Here is a 16290-nt window from a genome sequence, read left to right as displayed (position 1 = left end):
GTTGTACAGCAGAGGCAACATCCTCTTTCTCTATCAGTACATGCCGTATTCTCACAATGTAAAAACAAAAAAGGTCCGCCGTAATGACGAACCTTTGTTTGCTCTTCCTCTTGGACTTGAACCAAGGACCCTCTGATTAACAGTCAGATGCTCTAACCGACTGAGCTAAGGAAGAATTTAGCAACTGAGAATTTGAACTTTGCTCTTCCTCTTGGACTTGAACCAAGGACCCTCTGATTAACAGTCAGATGCTCTAACCGACTGAGCTAAGGAAGAATGATTTGTTTTTCTCAATTGCGATGCAAAAGTAATAGGATATTTTGAAATATGCAATATCTTTGCAAAAAAAAATAGTGAAATGGATAAAATAATTGGATTGGGCAACGCCCTGGTAGACGTACTTGCAACCCTGAAAGATGATACACTCCTTGATGAAATGGGATTACCCAAGGGAAGCATGCAACTTATTGATGATGCTAAGTTACAGCAGATTAACGAACAATTCAGTCAGATGAAAACCCACTTGGCGACTGGTGGAGCAGCGGCAAATTCCATACTTGGACTCGCCTGTCTGGGTGCCGGAACCGGTTTCATCGGAAAAGTCGGAAATGACGCTTACGGAAACTTTTTTCGGGAGAATCTGCAAAAAAATGGCATCGAAGATAAATTATTAACGTCTGATCTGCCGTCGGGAGTCGCTTCTACTTTTATTTCTCCGGACGGAGAACGTACTTTTGGTACTTATCTCGGTGCTGCTTCTACGCTGAGAGCCGAAGATCTGACACTGGATATGTTCAAAGGTTATGCTTATCTGCTTATAGAGGGATATCTGGTACAGGATCACGATATGATTCTTCATGCCATTGAGTTGGCAAAGGAAGCCGGTTTGCAGGTTTGCCTCGATATGGCAAGTTATAATATTGTGGCAGGCGATCTTGAGTTCTTCTCTTTATTAATAAATAAGTATGTAGATATTGTTTTCGCCAATGAAGAAGAGGCAAAGGCGTTTACGGGTAAAGAAGACCCGAAGGAAGCCCTTGAACTGATCAGTAAGAAATGCAGTATCGCCATTGTAAAGGTAGGTGGAAATGGTTCTTACATCCGTAAGGGTACGGAGGAGATCAAAGTAGAGGCCATTCCTGTAGAGAGAGTGATCGATACGACGGGAGCAGGTGATTATTTCGCTGCCGGATTTCTGTATGGGCTGACTTGCGGCTATTCTTTAGAGAAATGTGCAAAGATTGGTTCAATTCTCTCCGGAAATGTTATACAGATAGTTGGAACCACGATTCCTTGCGAGCGTTGGGATGAAATAAAGTTAAATATTAACGAAGTTCTGTCAGAGTAAGCAGGCAATGAGTTACTTTTACGTCTCATTTTAACGAAAAGTGTATGAAAAAGTTTCTGAATAGACGAAATGGTGTCCTGTTGGCAGCCGCATTGGTTGTCGTAGCATTCTTTAGTTTCAAGAGCGGTGACGACCGCAATTTCCAGATTGCTAAGAATCTGGATACCTTTAATTCTATCGTCAAAGAACTCGATATGTTTTACGTAGATACGCTCGATCCGAATAAGACGGTTCGTGAGGGGATCGACTATATGCTCTCGTCACTCGATCCGTATACGGAATATTATCCGGAGGACGACCAGGCTGAACTGCAACAGATGTTGAACGCTTCGTTCGGAGGTATCGGATCTTTGATCACGTACAACCAGAAACTGAAACGTTCGATGATAGCCGAGCCTTTTGAAGGAACCCCTGCTGCTAAAATCGGACTGAAGGCAGGCGATATCCTGATGGAGATAGACGGAAAAGATCTGGCGGGAAAAAACAACCAAGAGGTGAGCCAGATGCTCCGGGGTGCAGTAGGTACGAGCTTTAAGCTGAAGGTAGAGCGTCCGGACGAAAAGGGTGGCACCCGGCCGTTGGAGTTTAATATTGTACGTCAAACCATCCAGACTCCGATGATTCCTTACGATACTATCTTTAATAAGAATGTAGGTTATATCAATCTGAGCACCTTCTCCGGTACTCCTTCCAAAGATTTTAAGAAGACATTCCTGAGACTGAAGAAAGAGGGCATCACCTCATTGGTGATTGACCTGCGCGGAAACGGTGGCGGACGTCTGGAAGAAGCGGTAGAGATTGCCAATTTCTTTTTGCCCCGCGGCAAAGTGATCGTGACTACCAAGGGAAAGACCAAACAGGCCAGCAATACGTATAAGACATTGCGTGAACCGCTGGATCTCGATATTCCTATTACCGTATTGGTAAACGGAGGCACTGCTTCCGCGTCCGAAATCCTTTCGGGAGCTTTCCAAGATTTCGACCGTGCCGTGATTGTGGGAAGCCGTACGTTTGGAAAGGGATTGGTGCAGACCACCCGTCCGTTGCCTTACGGAGGTGTGATGAAACTCACGACTTCTAAGTATTATATCCCCAGCGGACGTTGCGTACAGGCCATCGACTATAAACACCGCAATGAGGACGGCAGTGTAGGTATCATCCCCGACAGCCTGACTACCGTGTTCCATACGGCAGCCGGACGTGAAGTTCGCGATGGTGGAGGTGTGATGCCGGATATCGAAGTGAAACAGGAAAAGTTGCCTAATATCCTCTTCTATCTGGTGCGTGATAACCTGATTTTTGATTATGCGACGCAGTACTGCCTGAAGCATCCGTCCATCCCTTCTCCGCAGGAGTTCAAGGTGACCGATGCCGACTATAACGACTTCAAGGCAATGGTGAAGAAAGCCGACTTCAAGTATGACCAGCAGAGTGAGAAGATCATGAAGACGCTGAAAGAAGCTGCCAAGTTCGAAGGGTATCTGGATGAAGCATCGGAGGAGATCAAGGCACTGGAGAAGAAACTGACTCATAATCTGGACCGCGATCTCGATTACTTCTCAAAAGACATCAAGTCGATGATTGCCGATGAGATCATCAAGCGTTACTACTATACACGTGGAGGGATCATCCAGCAATTGAAGGATGACGATGGGCTGCAAGCCGCTCTCAAGATATTGGCCGATCCGGTCAAATACAAAGAAACTTTGAGTGCTCCGGTAAAGAAATAATAAATGGGGCTGTTATATCACATGAAGTGCACCCCAAAAGTCAGACAAAAAACTTTTGGGGTGCACTTCAACGACGGTAGCGAGTTGCTGATGAAATCTCTGACCACCGACCAGGATTATTATTTCGCCGTGGAGGCCTTTAATGAAAATGGTGTATCTTTACCCTCCGAAACCCAATATGTAGAATAATCCCGAATAGCCATGAAACAGTTTGTTCTTTTCTTCCTCAGTCTCTTCCTGCTGACCGTGGGTGCCCGTTCGCAAGAGGCGTATCAGAAAAAAGTATTCATCTCCTCCCGGGGAGATTCGCTGAACTACCGTTTGCTTCGTCCGGAGTCGGAAAAGCCGGGGCAGCGATATCCTTTGGTGCTCTTTCTGCACGGTGCCGGCGAGCGGGGGAGCGACAACGAGAAACAATTGACACACGGTGGACAGATGTTTCTCAACCCCGTGAACCGTGAGAAGTATCCGGCATTTGTCCTCGTGCCTCAATGTCCGGAGAAGGATTACTGGGCATACGCCTCCCGCCCTTCTTCGTTCGTTCCTTCGGAGATGCCTGTGGGACAGGAGATCACTCCCATCTTGCGTGCGGTAAAAGAATTGTTGGACACTTACCTCGATTTGCCTTCGGTGGATCGTGACCGCGTCTACGTAGTGGGTCTTTCTATGGGAGGCATGGCGACGTACGACCTTGCCATCCGCTTTCCGGATACATTCGCCGCCGCCGTCCCCATTTGCGGCACGGTGAATCCCGGACGCCTGGCCGATGCCGTGAGTGTCCGTTTCCGCATTTTCCATGGGGATGCCGATAACGTAGTGCCGGTAGAAGGCTCTCGCGAGGCTTATAAAGCGTTGAAGAAACTTGGAGCAGAGGTGGAATACGTCGAGTTTCCCGGTTGCAATCACGGCAGCTGGAATCCGGCTTTCAACTATCCCGGATTCATGGAGTGGCTCTTTGCCAGCCGAAAGAAGTAAGGTGCCAGGAGTTCACCCTTTCTTAATCCGTGGTGCTTTCTTTCTGTTGATTACTTATTCGTCGGCGGGACTAACTGTCTTCTTTGGGAGACGATCGGGATTAAGCCTTCTCTTCGTAGTCACCGTTTGCCTTAATCAGTTCGATCAGTTTTTCCACGGCTTCTTCTTCGGGAATATTCTTCTCGATGCACTCCTTCCGTTTGTAAAGGCTTACCTTGCCACGGCCGGCACCCACGTAGCCATAGTCGGCATCCGCCATCTCGCCGGGTCCGTTGACGATACATCCCATGATGCCTATTTTCAGTCCCTTCAGGTGTGAGGTGGCTGCTTTGACACGGGCAATCGTACTTTGCAGGTTGAACAGTGTCCGTCCGCATCCCGGGCAAGAGATATACTCCGTCTTGCTGGTGCGGATGCGTCCCGCTTGCAGGATGCCGAAGGCGGTAGCGTCGATCACCGCATGGCTCAGTTCCCCTTGGTTAAAGAGATAAATGCCGTCACACAGACCGTCGAATATCAGTGCTCCCATGTCCGCACCGGCCTTGATTTGCAGATCTTCGGCTGCATTTTCGGAGTAGTGCTGGAAGAAGATGACTGGGTTCTGCAACCCTTCCACCGTCAGTTGATGGGCCAGCGCACGATGTTCGCCTACGCGGTTCGGGTGGTTGCTTTGCGAGATCACCACTACTTCGGGATGTCGTTTCAGGCAGGCCACTACCTCGTCCGTAAGTGCCATATAAGGAATGAAGAAGAACTTCAGTCCGGCGGCGCACGTTTCCATCAGCTCCAGTTGGGCATAATTGAAAGCGGGCCACGTGTCCGGTTCTCCTTTCCACACGTCGGCGTCGAGGATGTATTGCATACCTTTTTCCGGCTGTTCGGGCAGTTCACGTCCGGCGTAGATATAATCCGGCGTGAATTGCGGGTTGGTCTCCGTCCGTCCGTCCATGCGGTCGGCAAGCACTACCGGCAGATGGTCGCCGCCAATGTTCCGCACCGGTTGCGTTTTGCGCCTCGTCGGAGAGAGGTAGTCGAAGTCCGGTGCCTCCATGCCGGGGATGTATGGGTGATCCTGTCTCCCAACGATGTAGTCGACCAGTTTGCGTGCCACGGGAATTTCGGCTTCCGGCTCCTCACTCAGTGAGACGCGGATGGTGTCGCCCATTCCGTCGGACAATAAAGCACCGATGCCCAAGGCCGATTTGATGCGTCCGTCTTCTCCGTCGCCAGCTTCCGTCACACCCAGGTGAAGCGGGAATGCCATGCCTTCCTGTTCCATCACGGCCACCAGCAGGCGTACGGTTTTCACCATTACCACTGTGTTGGAGGCCTTGATCGAGATTACGACATCCGTGAACTTCTCGTCCACGCAGATGCGCAGGAATTCCATGCACGACTCTACCATACCTTCGGGTGTGTCGCCATAGCGGGACATGATGCGGTCGGACAGTGAACCGTGGTTCACGCCGATGCGTATGGCCGTATGATTTTCTTTGCAGATATTGAGGAAGGGAACGAAGCGGTCGCGTATCTTCTGCAGTTCGGCGGCATACTCCTCGTCGGTGTATTCCAGTTGCTTGAACGTGCGTCCCGGGTCTACGTAGTTGCCCGGATTGATGCGTACTTTCTCCGCATATCGGGCTGCCACGTCGGCTACCTTCGGGCTGAAGTGTACATCGGCCACAAGCGGAACCATGTATCCGTCACTGCGCAGTCCGATGTTGATGTTCATCAGGTTTTCGGCTTCTTTCACCCCTTGTGTGGTGAGGCGGACGTACTCTCCGCCGGCATCTACGATGCGCTTTGCCTGAGCCACACAAGCTTCGGTGTCCTGCGTGGCGGTATTGGTCATCGACTGGATTCGGATAGGGTTGGAGCCTCCCAACGGAGCAGCCCCGATGTTCACTTCCGAAGTTTCCCGCCGGGAGTAGTTGAATAAATCCATTTTGTTGTATGTAATTGGAGTCGCTTTACGACCGGACGATTTATTGCTTACGAGAGGAGTGTCGAAACTCACCACAGAGGACACAGAGTAACACTGAGTGAATTTAAACCATTGATTATCCATATTGATAATTTGTGAAAATCTGTGTAATCTGTGGTGAAAAGAGTTCCGCCTTCTCCCGTAACCGTAAACGGTAAATCGTCCGTCATAAATCTTCTCAGTTTGTTTTAAACTCGTATTTGATCTCTTTCAGTTCTTCATTAGCTTTTACGATCTTCTTTTTCAGCCCCTCCTTATAGGCAATGAATTTCGTTTCGAGTTCTTTGTTTTCCAATGAAAGCATTTGTACGGCAAGGATGGCAGCGTTCAATGCTCCGTTGATGCCTACGGTTGCCACAGGGATTCCCGGAGGCATCTGTACGATGGCCAGAAGCGCATCCATTCCGTCGAGAGACGACTTGATAGGTACACCGATTACCGGCAGCGAGGTGGAGGCGGCAATCACGCCCGGCAGGTGGGCGGCCATGCCGGCAGCGGCGATTATTACTTTAATGCCGCGTGAGCGGGCATTCTTGGCAAACTCTTCCACAGCTTCGGGAGTGCGGTGAGCCGAAAGCGCGTTCATTTCGAACGGCACGTGAAGGTCATTGAGCAACTGAGCGGCCTTCTCCATAACTGGAAGGTCGGAAGTGCTACCCATGATGATGCTTACAATTGGGGTCATATTGTTTTAATTATACGCTAAATGTTTTCTTTCTTTAGACTTGCATGGCTTAGAAGTTCACCACAGAGGACACAGAGGGCACAGAGAATATTTTTCTCTTTAATATCTTAATGAAGGAAGAGATTAAAACTCTGTGTTCTCTGTGTCCTCTGTGGTGAGGTCTCTTTATTCGTTCACCAATGCCTTGTAACTTTCTGCATTCAGCAGGTTGTCAAGGTCGGCAGCATTGGCCGGTTTCATTTTGATGAGCCAGCCTTCGCCGTATGGGTCTTTATTCACCAGCTCGGGGTTTTCTTCCAGTGCGGGGTTTTGTTCCAGCACTTCGCCTGCAACGGGCAGGAAGAGGTCGGAGATGGTCTTTACTACTTCGATGGTACCGAACACTTCGTTGGCTTCCAGGGTTTCACCTTCGGTAGGAATGTCGACAAATACGATGTCGCCCAGTTGTTCCTGTGCATAGTCGGTGATACCTACATAAGCTGTGTCGCCCTCAAGGCGGATCCATTCATGTTCGTTGGTGTACTTTACATTCTGTGGGAAGTTCATAATGATTAGTTTTTAGGATTGATACTATGTTTAAAATAAAAATATACGGAACAATACGTTGCTGAGCGGGTGGAGCACCAGCAGCGAGCAGACGAAACCGACGGTAAAGCCGGCAAGGACTTCGCCCAGCGTGTGATGTTGCAGGATGATGCGTGCCGAGCCTAATATCCCTGCTATGAGGATGAAGAGGCAGAGCCACCACACCGGGTTGTAGCTGAAGAGCGCACTGAACGAGACCAGTCCGCCTACGATACCGCCCATGCCTGCCATGTGTTCGCTCAGCTTCCACTTCAGGTTGACAAAGATGCAGATGACCAGCACGACCAGCGAGGCCAGTATGATGCCTGTCATATACCAGGGGATGTTCAGTTTATGCATCATCATCAGGCAGAAGACGTAGGAGATGATGGTGAGCAGGATCGGCACATAGCGTTTCTTGCGGTCGCTCAGGTCCTGGCGGGCAAAGCCGTTCACTTTGCGGAACAGGAAGATGGTCATGGTGGGCATCAGGATGGTGAAGCAGTAGACAATGCCCAATACGATGAGTTTGTACTGCAACGGCATGATGCGCAGGTAAGAGAACAGGAACAATACGAGGAAGGCCAGAAAGGGGATAGAGAATGGAGTCAGTATTCCCGAAATGATTCTGGCCGTACGGATCAGTGTCCTGTCAGCTATGATATGTTGCTCTATCTTCTCTTCTTCAGCCATTGGGTTTTGTTCTTTTTGATTATGCTTTTTTATTTTCTCAGTCTCGCCACCGGGATGTTGAGTTGCTGGCGGTACTTGGCCACCGTCCGGCGTGCGATGGGGTATCCTTTTTCTTTCAGTATTTCGGCCAGTTCATCGTCGGTCAGCGGTTTCTTTTTGTCCTCGCCGTCGATGCATTCTTTGAGGATTTTCCGTATCTCACGTACTGACATCTCTTCGCCGTCTCCGGTGGTATATCCGTCGCTGAAGAAGAACTTCAGGGGATAAATGCCGTAGTTGGTCTGTACATATTTGCTGTTGCTCACGCGCGAGATGGTCGATATGTCGAGTCCCGTACGTTCGGCCACGTCTTTGAGGATCATCGGGCGGAGCAGCGACTCGTCGCCTTCGAGGAAAAAGGGGCGTTGCAGGTCGATGATGGCCTGCATGGTGGTCATCAGCGTATTCTGGCGTTGCTTCACCGCGTCGATGAAGCCTTGCGCGGCATCCATCTTCTGTTTGAGGAACATCATGGCCTCTTTCGATTCTTTGGACTGGTTGGCCTTGTTCTTCGTATGTTCCTCCACCATCTCGGTGAAGTCGCGGCTCATGCGCAGTTCCGGCAGGTTTCGGTTGTTGAGGCTGATGTTGATGGTTCCGTCGTCGTAGGTATCGACGATGAAGTCGGGGACGATCTGTTGCAGGTTCCGTCCGATGGCTTCACCCAATGACGCACCCGGGCGCGGGTTGAGCTTGGTGATCTCTTCGAGTGCCTTGTAGAAGTACTCTTCGTCCAGTCCGAGCTTCCTGATGATCTTCTCCCAATGCTTCCGAGTGAATTCTTCGTAGCACTCGCTGATGATCTCCTCTTCCGTTGCTAACAGAGGGTCCGCGGTATGCGGTTGTTTTTTCCGGCGGATCTGGATCAGCAGGCATTCTTGCAGGCTGCGCGCGCCGAGGCCGGGAGGATCGAAGTCCTGTACGATTTTCAGGGCTTGTTCCAGTTCTTCTTCCGTCGCGTTGATGCCGGCATAGATGGCCAGTTCGTCGCCGATGCTTTCGAGCGACTTGCGGAGCAGGCCGTCATCGTCCAGCGAACCGATCAGGTATTCTGCCAGTTCGCGCTGATGTTCGGTCAGGTCGCGTTCGCCCAGTTGCTCTCTCAGGATTTCGTAGAATGACGTGGCGTCCGAGAATGGGATCTCTTCCGCCTGCTCGCCTTTGGAGCGGTTGTTTTCCTGGAGTTTATAGTCGGGGATGTCATCTTCGGTCAGATAGTCGCTCAGAGAATCATAGTCCGTATCGCCTTCTGCTTCCCCTTCGGCGGTTTCGGCAGGGGTGGTTTCGTCGGAGGCGTTTTCTTCTTTGCCTTCTTCAAGGGCGGGATTCTCCAGCAGTTCGGCATGTACACGGTCTTCCAGTTCCACAGCCGGTAGCTCCAGTAGCTTCACTACCAGAATTTGCTGCGGTGAGAGCGTTTGTATCTGCTGCTGCGCCTGCGATTGTATCTGACGGGAACCTTGTGCCATACGTTGAATGCTTTACGTTTTTTTTGTTTCTCGCTACAAAAGTAATGAATTGTTCGATATAGCGAAATGATTTATCCGATAAAAGGAGTTAAAGGAGGAAACGGGCGGAGAAGGCGGCGGAATTAAAGCTTTCCATCTTCTTTGCCAATTCATCCTTTGTTTATATCTTTGCCTTCATAACTTAAATACATACCATTATGTTCAGCAAAGAGACATATATGCAGCGCAGAGCCCTGCTGAAAAAAACATTAGGCTCCGGAGTATTGTTGTTTTTGGGTAACGACGAGTGCGGGTTGAACTACGAGGACAATACGTTCCGCTATCGTCAGGATTCCACCTTTCTTTATTACTTCGGCCTTTCGTTTGCCGGACTTTCTGCTATAATCGACATTGATGAAGATAAGGAAATTATATTTGGCGACGAGCTTACCATCGATCACATCGTGTGGATGGGTACACAGCCGACGCTGAAGGAGAAGAGCCAGCGGGTGGGAGTCAGCATCACCATGCCTTCGGCGGACATCATCGGCTATCTGCACAAGGCGGTGCAAAAGGGCCAGGCCATCCATTACCTGCCTCCTTACCGTGCCGAGCATAAGCTGAAACTGATGGACTGGCTGGGAGTGCCTCCCGCACGCCAGGAAGGGTCAGTGCCCTTTATCCGTGCGGTGATCGCGCAGCGGAGTTACAAGTCGGCCGAGGAGGTTGTCGAAATCGAGAAGGCTTGTGACATCACGGCAGATATGCACCTTATTGCCATGCAGATGCTGCGCCCCGGGATGGTGGAGTGTGAAATAGCAGCTGCCATGCAAGCCGTGGCGCAGGCCAATGAAGCCGAACTTTCGTTCGCTACCATCGCTACGGTGAACGGACAGACACTTCACAACCACTATCATGGCAACACGGTGAAGCCGGGCGATCTGTTCCTGATCGATGCCGGTGCCGAGACGGAGATGGGATATGCCGGCGACATGTCGTCCACCATCCCTGCCGATAAGAAGTTCACACAGCGGCAGCGCGAGGTTTACGAGATACAGAACGCCATGCATCTGGAGTCGGTGAAAGCACTCCGTCCGGGCATTCCTTATATGGACGTGTACGATTTGTCGGCACGCGTGATGGTCGAAGGCCTGAAAGGACTCGGACTGATGAAGGGAAATGCCGAAGACGCCGTACGTGAAGGCGCGCATGCCCTGTTCTATCCTCACGGATTAGGGCACATGATGGGGCTCGACGTGCACGATATGGAGAACCTGGGCGAACTTTGGGTGGGCTACAACGGACAGCCCAAGAGCACGCAGTTCGGCCGTAAGTCGCAGCGTCTTGCCATACCGTTGGAACCGGGCTTTGTACATACCGTTGAGCCGGGCATTTATTTCATCCCCGAGCTGATAGACCTGTGGAAGGGACAGAAGAAGTTTACCGACTTTATCAATTACGATAAAGTGGAGACGTACAAGGACTTCGGGGGCATTCGTAACGAAGAGGATTATCTGATTACGGAAACGGGGGCCCGCCGTTTAGGAAAGAAGATTCCGCTGACACCGGACGAGGTGGAAGCGCTAAGATAATTTTTTTTTTTCATTGTAGCATTGCTAAGATGTGAATCCAGGTGATGCACGTTTTATTTTATTTACTCGGATGAAAATCCGATTGTGATTTTAATTTGTGTTAATGTTGGGATTGTCCGGATGTGAATCCGGGCAATCTTTTTTTTGCCGGTTTTAAAAAAAAAGAAAGAAAAGAGTTGCTTTTCCGGCTCGAACAGGATACCTTTGTACGTGCTTAAATAACACATTTTTCATAGCCAGTAATATTGCTAAGATGTGAATCCAAGTAATTTACTTTTTATAGACTGGTTCAGATAGCGATCTGAGCATGACAATAGATTTAAATTAATATTGCAGATTGCCCGGATGCGAATCCGGGCAATCTTTTTTTGCCCGGTTCTTAAAAAAAGAAAGAAAAGAGTTGCTTTTCCGGTTTGAATAAAATACCTTTGTTAGAGATTTAAGGAATCTGTTTACTACAAATAAAAACGATTGTTGAAACAGCGATTCGTCGTTTGAGAAAAAGAAACAGATAACAGTTTTACATATTAATAGCAGATATAGTTTAATTTTTTTTTTTTCATAATATTACCGCTACTAAGATGTGAATCCAAGTGACGGATTTTAAGTTTTAAGATTTAATTTGAACCTTCTTCAAATTAATGATTTTGTTATTTGTCGATTGCCTGGATGTGAATCCGGGCAATCCTCTTTTTTAGCCGGTTCTTAAAAAAAACAAAGAAAAGAATTGCTTTTTTAAATTTAACTAAATACCTTTGGAGGACATTAACAATTTTCTATTAACAACCTTTCTAAAATCTTAAAATCATGGGTGGACTATACTATAACTTGGCGTTACGAAATAGTGATGTAAGAGATAAAGATTCTGAAAAACTATATTATTGTGTCTTGAAGAACAGGGGTATGGTAGAGCAGGAAACATTCGTCAATTATCTGAGTCAGATTTCCGGGGTTCAAGACGCCTTATGCCTGGCGATCATTTCTAAGTTGGGAGCGGCGATTACTTATTTCCTGCAAGACGGGCAGAGCGTGGATATCCCTCATTTGGGAATTTTCAATCTGACGGCAAACAGTTCGGGGGTAAAAACACTTGAAGAGGCAAAAGCGTCGCAGATAAAGTCTATCAATCTGCGTTTTTCTTCTAAGGAAGAAGCTGACTTAGCATTAAGTCGCTGTACGCTGACCCGGAGTGTCTCGATGACCAATACAAATGATGTAATTAAAGAAAAGGATCCAAGTGGTGAAATCGTGGACGATCCCACTGCGTAATCAGTATAAAATATTTCACATGTAACTTTAGATAAGCCGCTGGAAACAGCGGCTTTTTTATTACAAATAAGTTTTTCTGCAAAATTCTCTTCCAAGAGCCAATATGTCGTCTCCTAGGCGACGACGAAACATCGTCTTAGATGACAATTTTTGTCGTCTAAGACGACAATTTTAAGGAGTCTGATCGAGCCTTTTTATGAAATGGTAATATAACTTTATAACCTTCTTTTCTCAGTTTCAGTATTAAAAACTAACAGATGTAAAGCGCTCCTTCTTCCGTCCGATACTTTATTTTCAAATACTTCTCCTGATACCTTTTGTTTTTATCCATCGATGTACTACTTTTGTCTGTTGCAGACAGAAAATAATGAAAACCATTCACAAATTATTCAATTCATAAACTATGCGTAAAATAAGCAATGTCCTCCGGGTAGCTTCATGTTGTACCTTCTCGCTGCTGATGTGCCTCCCGGCTGCCGGGCAGGATGCATGGAGCCAGGCAGACTGTGTGACCCTGCTGGACAGTACTGCGGTGACTGTACAGCCCAATGGCTCAGGTAGTTTCGCCGTGTACCGGTCCTTTAGAGTGCAGACCCCCAAAGGGGCAGTAAACAATCATGTGATCAAGTATGATTACGATCCGCTGACGGCGTTTGCCCGTTTCAAGCAGGTCACCTTGCAACGTGCCAATGGCGAAACAGTGCAGGTGGATGTAACGAAAACCTGCGATTATGCCGCTCCCGCACGGGCCATCTACTGGGGAGCCCGCCAGATTATGATCGAACTCGGAAGCCTGGAACCGGGCGATACCGTCTCTTACGAAATCAGTAAAAAAGGATTCACTTATGCCCTGCTGGCCGGGGGAGAGGACGATGATGTGCGATTCATCCCGCCCATGCGGGGACAGTTCTATGACATCGTTCCCTTCTGGGTGGACCAGCCTACGCGGCGCAAAGTGTACACCGTCAGTATGCCGATGGAGAAGGAACTCCAGTTCCAGTTCTATAACGGGGCCTGCGCCTCGTCGATGCGTTACGAAGACGGACGCAAGGTGTATACCTTTGCCAAGAACGAGGTGCTCCCTTTCGGGCGTGAACCGAACATGGTCGATCTTTTTGATGAAGCTCCGAAGCTGATGATGTCTTCCACGCCGAGATGGGAAGATAAATCGCTCTGGTTTCATGACCTGAACGAGGCATACGGCAGTTTCGACGCCCTGCCCGAAGCGCAGCAGAAGGTGAACGAACTCATAAAAGGTAAAAAGACGGAGATGGAAAAGATCGCCGTGCTGACGCATTGGGTGGCCGACAATATCCGCTACGCCGGTATCAGCATGGGCGAGGGGGAAGGCTTTACGCTTCACAACACGAAGATGAACTACACTGACCGTTGCGGCGTATGCAAGGATATTGCCGGCACGCTGATCTCCTTCCTGCGTATGGCAGGTTTCGAGGCTTATCCGGCGATGACGATGGCAGGAAGCCGCATCGAGAGCATTCCGGCCGATCATTTCAACCATTGCGTGGCAGTGGTGAAGTTGGCGAATGGGATGTATATCCCTCTCGATCCTACCTGGGTGCCGTTCTGCCGTGAGCTGTGGAGTAGCGCCGAACAGCAACAGAACTATCTGCCGGGCATTCCGGGAGGTTCCGATTTGTGCCTGACTCCCGTATCGGCTCCCGAAAACCATTACGTGCGCATCGTCGCCGAAAATAAACTGGACGCGAAGGGAACGCTGCGGGGCACGTTCTCGATCACTGCCGAGGGACAGTCGGACAGCAGCATCCGCCGCATCTTCACCCAAGGATGGCAGACCGAATGGCAAAGCACGATGGAAAGCCAGTTGCTCAGTGTTTCTCCCCGGGCCCGCATGTTGAAAGTAGATTACGGAAGTGCGCCGAAAGATTATCAGGCGGGACCTATCCGCATCACGTTCCGTTACGAGATCCCCGATTATGCGCTTGCGGGCGACGGCGAACTGTTGCTGAAACCGATGGTGATGAACAATCTCTATACCAGTGTTCTCTCGTTCCTGCGCATCGACACCGATTTGGAAACCCGCCGGTATGGCTTCCGTGACGCTTGTTCACGTCTGGTGGAGCTGGACGAGGTGATTACTTTACCCCGGGGATACCGCTTGGCGGGACAGTCGCGGAGCGAACAGAGGACCAGTCCGGCAGCCGACTTTGAGGGGGCGTTGCGGCAGGATGGCAACAAGCTGGTGCTGAAGCAGAAACTTGCCCTGAAGAAGCGCATATACCGGGCTGCCGACTGGGAAGGATTCCGTTCGGCGGTGAATGCCTACAAGAGCTTCGCGGATTATTTGATTGTTAAACCTTAAAAAGATTGCCGTCACATGACAAAAATACATACCCTTCTGCTCCTTTGCCTGTTTGCGCTGGTTCTTCCGGTCGCCGGTCAGGAAGCGGAATTCAAGAAAATAAAAGAAAGCTGGACGCTGCGGGCCGACGGTTCGCAGGTCTATCGTCACATGAAAGCCCTGACACTGTATACCCATACAGCCATGAACCGCACCTATGGTGAGTCGTTCATTACGTACGATCCCCGTTATCAGACCTTGGAGATCCACGAATCGTATACCCGGCAGAAAGACGGGAACATCGTGAAGACACCCGATAATGCTTTTGTCGAAGTTCTTCCTGCGGCGGCAGCCAATGCCCCGGCATTCAACGCTCTGCGGGAGATGGTAGTGGTGCACACCGGGCTGGAATTAGGTGCTACCGTTTATCTGGATTACTCCATCACGAGCAAGCCCGGATATCTGCCGGAAATCAACGTCTGCCGCCAGTTGGAACAGTCTTCTCCGGTGAAAGAGTACGAAATCAGCATTACCGTTCCCCAAGGACAACGGCTGGAATATGCACTCGACAACCTGAAGTCGAAACCTCTCGTCACCGAGAAAGAAGGCATGAAGCAGGTCAGCTGGGTACTGAAAAACCTCCCTGCCCTCAGCCGCGAACCGCAAGTGTCGGTGATCGGCGGTGAGCTGCCTTTGCTGACCGCTACGACGGAACAGAAACCGATGGCGTTCCTCTCCGCACAGTGGGAGCGGGAGGCGGATGCCCGGCTTCGCACCCTTGCCGGAAAACTGACTGCCGGCGCGAAGAGCGATGAAGAGAAAGTGAAAGCCTTACACAGCTACGTGATCGACAATCTTTATTACTCACCTCTCCCGTTGAGCGAAACCGCTTATCGCATCCGTCCCACTGCCGAGGTGCTCCGTTCGGCCTATGCCACCGAGGCCGAGAAAGCGAATCTGCTGGCTGCGCTCCTGAGGGCTGCCGGCCTGAAAGCCGAGATCGGGGCGGTCTGCGTTCCGTCCGCGAACACCGCATCTTTGGGGATGGGCAGCATTCGCGAACTGTTTGTGTGGACCGAAGCCGGAGGCAGGCAGCAAGCCCTGTCCCTGAAAGGCAAAACCCCCTCCGCCGTCTCCTGGCAGAAAGATCATGCCTACGTGGCCATGCTGACACAGCCGTTTGAACTGAATCTTCCGTCCGCGGCTCTCAATAAGGAATATACCTTGCAGCCCGATAAGGCGAAAGCCAAAGACGGATATCTGGTCTTCACACTCCCGGCAGAGCGGGGAAGCCTCGCCAATTCTCAGTATGTCCGCTATAACAGCAAGCGCACCTCCAACCTTTTGTTGCCCGGAGCGGCGGACGAGACTTTCACCTATCTGGCAGAGACTCCCGAGGGCATGCGGCTGGCTACTCCGGCGATGGAGAAGAAGATAGACAACGCCGTAGGCACGCTAATCATTTCCATCCTCCCCGAAGGCGGACAGACGCGGGTGGTCCGGAGCCTGAAACTGAAAAAACAAATGATCCGTCCGGCCGATTATGCTGCTTTCCGTCAGCTGATGATAGAGTATGGGGCGGTGGACGGACGGACACTCGTGTATAAAAGCAAATAAATAAAACCCGATAAACAAACAGACCC

At 50.0% G+C, this 16290-nt stretch carries 13 protein-coding genes and 2 tRNA genes; 8 read left to right on the top strand and 7 right to left on the bottom strand.

From position 1 onward, the window contains the following. Positions 1-101: 101 nt before the first annotated feature. Positions 102-175: transfer RNA gene (locus DBK98_RS02800), tRNA-Asn, on the bottom strand. Between the two features lie 27 nt (positions 176-202). Further along, a tRNA-Asn gene (locus DBK98_RS02795) sits at positions 203-276 on the bottom strand. 82 nt (positions 277-358) lie between these two features. On the opposite strand from DBK98_RS02795, the gene DBK98_RS02790 reads away from it, so the two are divergent. From DBK98_RS02790 to DBK98_RS02775, 4 genes are read left to right on the top strand one after another with little or no spacing between them, the layout of a single operon-like run. Next, on the top strand, positions 359-1348 hold the full coding sequence (locus DBK98_RS02790; RefSeq protein ID WP_005781950.1) for an adenosine kinase: 990 nt from the start codon (positions 359-361) through the stop codon (positions 1346-1348). A 44-nt stretch (positions 1349-1392) separates the two neighbouring features. Beyond that, complete coding sequence (locus DBK98_RS02785) at positions 1393-3078, top strand: S41 family peptidase (protein WP_005781951.1); 1686 nt, start codon at positions 1393-1395, stop codon at positions 3076-3078. A 3-nt stretch (positions 3079-3081) separates the two neighbouring features. Continuing rightward, on the top strand, positions 3082-3267 hold the full coding sequence (locus tag DBK98_RS02780; protein ID WP_005811633.1) for a fibronectin type III domain-containing protein: 186 nt from the start codon (positions 3082-3084) through the stop codon (positions 3265-3267). A gap of 12 nt (positions 3268-3279) precedes the next feature. Next, entirely contained in the window at positions 3280-4053 is a 774-nt protein-coding gene (locus tag DBK98_RS02775) for a prolyl oligopeptidase family serine peptidase (RefSeq protein WP_005811631.1), read from the top strand. A gap of 100 nt (positions 4054-4153) precedes the next feature. On the opposite strand, the gene DBK98_RS02770 is transcribed toward DBK98_RS02775, so the two are convergent. The 5 genes from DBK98_RS02770 to rpoN all read right to left on the bottom strand — a co-directional run bounded on the left by DBK98_RS02770 (position 4154) and on the right by rpoN (position 9487). Further along, the gene (locus tag DBK98_RS02770) at positions 4154-5998 is read right to left on the bottom strand and encodes a 4-hydroxy-3-methylbut-2-en-1-yl diphosphate synthase (protein WP_032530788.1); all 1845 of its coding nucleotides are present in this window, start codon (positions 5996-5998) and stop codon (positions 4154-4156) included. Positions 5999-6215: 217 nt separating this feature from the next. Continuing rightward, on the bottom strand, positions 6216-6722 hold the full coding sequence (gene purE, locus DBK98_RS02765; RefSeq protein ID WP_005781966.1) for a 5-(carboxyamino)imidazole ribonucleotide mutase: 507 nt from the start codon (positions 6720-6722) through the stop codon (positions 6216-6218). A gap of 165 nt (positions 6723-6887) precedes the next feature. After that, entirely contained in the window at positions 6888-7268 is a 381-nt protein-coding gene (gcvH, locus tag DBK98_RS02760; protein WP_005781967.1) for a glycine cleavage system protein GcvH, read from the bottom strand. 30 nt (positions 7269-7298) lie between these two features. After that, a complete protein-coding gene (locus tag DBK98_RS02755) occupies positions 7299-7979 on the bottom strand; it encodes a hypothetical protein (RefSeq protein ID WP_005781968.1) in 681 nt (226 codons plus the stop codon). Positions 7980-8008: 29 nt separating this feature from the next. Beyond that, on the bottom strand, positions 8009-9487 hold the full coding sequence (gene rpoN, locus DBK98_RS02750; protein WP_005781969.1) for an RNA polymerase factor sigma-54: 1479 nt from the start codon (positions 9485-9487) through the stop codon (positions 8009-8011). 197 nt (positions 9488-9684) lie between these two features. Between rpoN and DBK98_RS02745 the strand changes: the two genes are divergently transcribed. The 4 genes from DBK98_RS02745 (at position 9685) to DBK98_RS02730 (ending at position 16264) form a co-directional block, all read left to right on the top strand. Next, on the top strand, positions 9685-11058 hold the full coding sequence (locus tag DBK98_RS02745; RefSeq protein WP_005811625.1) for an aminopeptidase P family protein: 1374 nt from the start codon (positions 9685-9687) through the stop codon (positions 11056-11058). Between the two features lie 807 nt (positions 11059-11865). After that, positions 11866-12327, top strand: coding sequence for a hypothetical protein (locus DBK98_RS02740; RefSeq protein ID WP_005811623.1), 462 nt, complete (start codon positions 11866-11868; stop codon positions 12325-12327). A 403-nt stretch (positions 12328-12730) separates the two neighbouring features. After that, positions 12731-14668, top strand: coding sequence for a DUF3857 and transglutaminase domain-containing protein (locus DBK98_RS02735; protein ID WP_032536956.1), 1938 nt, complete (start codon positions 12731-12733; stop codon positions 14666-14668). A gap of 15 nt (positions 14669-14683) precedes the next feature. Continuing rightward, positions 14684-16264 (top strand): DUF3857 domain-containing protein, encoded by a 1581-nt coding sequence (locus DBK98_RS02730; protein WP_032536957.1) that lies wholly within the window; start codon positions 14684-14686, stop codon positions 16262-16264. Positions 16265-16290: the final 26 nt, after the last annotated feature.

It is taken from the genome of Bacteroides sp. PHL 2737 (assembly GCF_004115325.2).
GTDB lineage: Bacteria > Bacteroidota > Bacteroidia > Bacteroidales > Bacteroidaceae > Bacteroides > Bacteroides hominis.
The sequence above is the reverse complement of the archived record's forward strand: the minus strand, read 5'-3'. Positions and strand labels throughout refer to the sequence as shown.

Coding starts and splice junctions, on each gene's coding strand:
- DBK98_RS02790 (WP_005781950.1), top strand. CDS start 359: ATGGATAAAATAATTGGATTGGGCAACGCCCTGGTAGACGTACTTGCA.
- DBK98_RS02785 (WP_005781951.1), top strand. CDS start 1,393: ATGAAAAAGTTTCTGAATAGACGAAATGGTGTCCTGTTGGCAGCCGCA.
- DBK98_RS02780 (WP_005811633.1), top strand. CDS start 3,082: ATGGGGCTGTTATATCACATGAAGTGCACCCCAAAAGTCAGACAAAAA.
- DBK98_RS02775 (WP_005811631.1), top strand. CDS start 3,280: ATGAAACAGTTTGTTCTTTTCTTCCTCAGTCTCTTCCTGCTGACCGTG.
- DBK98_RS02770 (WP_032530788.1), bottom strand. CDS start 5,998: ATGGATTTATTCAACTACTCCCGGCGGGAAACTTCGGAAGTGAACATC.
- purE (WP_005781966.1), bottom strand. CDS start 6,722: ATGACCCCAATTGTAAGCATCATCATGGGTAGCACTTCCGACCTTCCA.
- gcvH (WP_005781967.1), bottom strand. CDS start 7,268: ATGAACTTCCCACAGAATGTAAAGTACACCAACGAACATGAATGGATC.
- DBK98_RS02755 (WP_005781968.1), bottom strand. CDS start 7,979: ATGGCTGAAGAAGAGAAGATAGAGCAACATATCATAGCTGACAGGACA.
- rpoN (WP_005781969.1), bottom strand. CDS start 9,487: ATGGCACAAGGTTCCCGTCAGATACAATCGCAGGCGCAGCAGCAGATA.
- DBK98_RS02745 (WP_005811625.1), top strand. CDS start 9,685: ATGTTCAGCAAAGAGACATATATGCAGCGCAGAGCCCTGCTGAAAAAA.
- DBK98_RS02740 (WP_005811623.1), top strand. CDS start 11,866: ATGGGTGGACTATACTATAACTTGGCGTTACGAAATAGTGATGTAAGA.
- DBK98_RS02735 (WP_032536956.1), top strand. CDS start 12,731: ATGCGTAAAATAAGCAATGTCCTCCGGGTAGCTTCATGTTGTACCTTC.
- DBK98_RS02730 (WP_032536957.1), top strand. CDS start 14,684: ATGACAAAAATACATACCCTTCTGCTCCTTTGCCTGTTTGCGCTGGTT.